The sequence below is a fragment of the Bacillus cereus group sp. BfR-BA-01347 genome, assembly GCF_022663835.1.
GTDB lineage: Bacteria > Bacillota > Bacilli > Bacillales > Bacillaceae_G > Bacillus_A > Bacillus_A thuringiensis_K.
The window spans coordinates 1-223 of sequence record NZ_JAKUGG010000111.1 but is presented as its reverse complement, the minus strand read 5'-3'; the positions used below and the strand labels follow the sequence as shown (position 1 = coordinate 223).

Here is a 223-nt window from a genome sequence, read left to right as displayed (position 1 = left end):
TCAGTTGCTCTACCAATTGAGCTAAGTCGGCTAAATGGTGGAGGATGACGGGATCGAACCGCCGACCCCCTGCTTGTAAGGCAGGTGCTCTCCCAGCTGAGCTAATCCTCCATTTGCCTGGCAACGTCCTACTCTCACAGGGACAAGGTCCCAACTACCATCGGCGCTAGAGAGCTTAACTTCCGTGTTCGGTATGGGAACGGGTGTGACCTCTCTGCCATCA

At 55.2% G+C, this 223-nt stretch carries 1 tRNA gene and 1 rRNA gene; both read right to left on the bottom strand.

From position 1 onward, the window contains the following. Positions 1 to 35: 35 nt before the first annotated feature. A tRNA-Val gene (locus MR143_RS32890) sits at positions 36 to 111 on the bottom strand. Between the two features lie 4 nt (positions 112 to 115). Further along, positions 116 to 223, bottom strand: a 5S ribosomal RNA gene (rrf, locus tag MR143_RS32885); the annotation flags it as partial.